A 2,488-nucleotide genomic window follows, 5' to 3' on the forward strand; every position below is an offset into this window, starting at 1 on the left:
AGTGGGGCCGGGTCCTACTCCGTCGCGCCGGAGGCTCCGCTCTCGTACGCCTCCATGGTGCGCACGAATATGGCCCGCTCCTGCGGGGTGAGCGGGTCCAGGGCCTTCTCCCAGGCGTCGGCGCCGCGTGCGAGCCAGCTGTTGATGGCCTCGCGGATCTCCGGGTCCTCGGTGAGGGAGACGATCGTGCGCCGCCGGTCGGAGGGGTCGGCCCGGCGCTCGACGACGCCCTGACGGCTCAGGTCCGCGACCATCAGGCTCACCGTGGTGGGGGCGACCTCCAGGCGGGCCGCGAGTTCGTTGACGAGGGCCGGGCCGTCGAAGACGAGGTGGGAGAGGAGGGAGAGGTGGCGCGGGGCGAGGTTCATCGAGCGGAGTTGCTCGGGGACGGTGGTGCGCTTCAGCCGCTGCGCGACACGCGGCATCAGCACGAGCATGGCCCGGATCGCGTCATCCCTGCTCATCCCGGTCTCCCGGGCGGCCTGCCGCTTTCGCTCCGCCTCGCGCTCCGTTGACATCCCGCCGACCCCCTTATAGTTTTGCTTTCAAAGCAAACTCTCTCTTTGCTCGTCCACCCTACCGGACACGTGCGCTCCGGGCCTGCTCAGGAAAGGGATGGCCCATGCCCTTAGCCTCACCTCCCACCGCCGCCGCACCCGAGTTCAACCCCCGGCGGTGGGCGGCGTTCGTCGTCACGCTGTCGGCGGTCTTCATGGATCTGGTGGACACCACCGTGATCAATGTGGCGCTGCCCTCGCTGAGGGGGGAACTGCACGCGTCGAGCACCCAGCTCGAATGGTCCATCGCCGGGTATGTGCTCGCCTTCGCCTCCGGGATGATCACCGCGTCCCGCCTCGGTGACCGGTACGGCCGACTGCGCGTCTTCCAGCTCGGCCTGGTGGCCTTCACCGTCACCTCCGCGCTCACCGGCCTCGCGGTCAACCCTGAGATGCTGGTGGCCGCCCGGATCGCCCAGGGAGCCTCCGCCGCCCTGATGGTGCCCCAGGTGCTCGCCATGCTGCGCGTGGAGTTCCCGCCCGCCGAGCAGTCCAAGGCGGCGGCGATCTTCGGCCTCAACTTCTCCATCGGCGGCGTCGGCGGCCCGCTGATCGGCGGCCTGCTGCTCAACGCCGACCTCTTCGGCCTCGGCTGGCGGCCGATCTTCTTCGTCAACGTCCCCATCGGCATCGCCGCGCTGATCGCCACGCACTACCTGTGCCGCGACTCGCGGGCCGAGCACGCGGCCACCACCGACATCCCGGGTCTGGCCATCGCCACGGCGGCCGTCCTCGCCCTGCTCTATCCGCTCGTCGAGGGGCGCACCCTGGGCTGGCCCTGGTGGAGCTTTGCCCTGATGGCGGCCTGCCCGGCGCTGCTGTGGGTCTTCGCGTGGTACGAACGCGGTGTCACCCGTCGCGGCCACGCCCCGCTGATCGACCCGCAACTCCTGCGCGAACACGCCCCCTTGGGCGGCCTTCTGGTCGCCGTGCTGTTCTTCGCCGGCACCGGCTACACCCTGGTGATCACCGTCCATCTCCAGAGCGGGCTGGGCTACTCGCCGCTGCACACCGCCCTGAGCATGGTGCCCTTCGCGGTCGGCGTGGGTCTGTTCACGCCCTTCGCGCCGAAGATCCGGCAGTTCGGCAGGCCGGTCGCGGCGGTCGGCTCGCTGATCGCGGCGGGCGGCATGGGCCTGGTCCTCGCGGCGTTCCAGCGGTACGGGACGGGACTGCACTCCTGGCAGATCCTGCCCGGACTGCTGCTCGCCGGCCTCGGGGTCTCCATGACCTCGGGCGTACTCGTCACCACGGTCCTGGCCAAGACCCCTGGCCGGCACGCGGGAGCCGCCGCGGCACTCGTGAACACGGCGATCCAGATCGGCGTCGCGACCGGCATCGCCGTCGTCGGCACCGTGTTCTTCGGGCACCTCGACGACAACGGCGACCCCGTGGACGCGGCCGTGGCCGGTCTGGTGACCGTGGTGATCCTGTGGGTGCTGGCCTCGCCGGCCGCCTTCATCCTGCCGCCCGGCCGTCTCGTGTTCGGGCCCGCGTCCGCCCCCAAGGCCCCGCAACAGGCCGACCCGCAGGATGAGACGGCTCCCGCCGAACCGCGGCGTGTGACCGCGCCCCCGGCGTCCGACTGACGCCGACCCCTCAGAACGCGGTCCGCGGCATCCCCCGCACGCGGTCCGTCCGGTCTCCCCGGCCGCCCTCCATCGGCCCGGGAGACCGTTGTGCGTCTGCGCGCCATGGGCGGAAGCGGACCGGCCGCGCCGGTCGGTGGCTGTCGAGCGCTCGTCAAGGCACTTTCGACCCGTACGGGTCGTCGAGGCGGGCTTCGAAGACGTGACCCTCGACGTACGCGGCCGTACCCTCAACCGCGCCGCCGTGGGCATCCTGGCCCGCCGCCCGGGAGCGCCCCGAAGCTGAACCCGGCCGGTCCCGGGGCAGCGGGACAGGATGCCCACGGCGGCGCGGTTGAGGGT

Annotated in this window: 2 protein-coding genes; one reads left to right on the plus strand and one right to left on the minus strand. The window is 71.7% G+C overall.

Features of this window, described 5'->3' with window-relative positions; translation table 11 throughout:
• Positions 1–14: 14 nt before the first annotated feature.
• Complete coding sequence (locus tag ACJA3G_RS35060) at positions 15–464, minus strand: MarR family winged helix-turn-helix transcriptional regulator (protein ID WP_406557069.1); 450 nt, start codon at positions 462–464, stop codon at positions 15–17.
• A 158-nt stretch (positions 465–622) separates the two neighbouring features.
• On the opposite strand from ACJA3G_RS35060, the gene ACJA3G_RS35065 reads away from it, so the two are divergent.
• Positions 623–2,146: an MFS transporter gene (locus ACJA3G_RS35065; protein ID WP_406557070.1), complete on the plus strand. Its 1,524-nt coding sequence runs from the start codon at positions 623–625 to the stop codon at positions 2,144–2,146.
• The last annotated feature ends 342 nt before the right edge of the window (positions 2,147–2,488 follow it).

The organism is Streptomyces sp. YS-3, from assembly GCF_045257485.1.
In the GTDB taxonomy this organism is placed as follows: domain Bacteria; phylum Actinomycetota; class Actinomycetes; order Streptomycetales; family Streptomycetaceae; genus Streptomyces.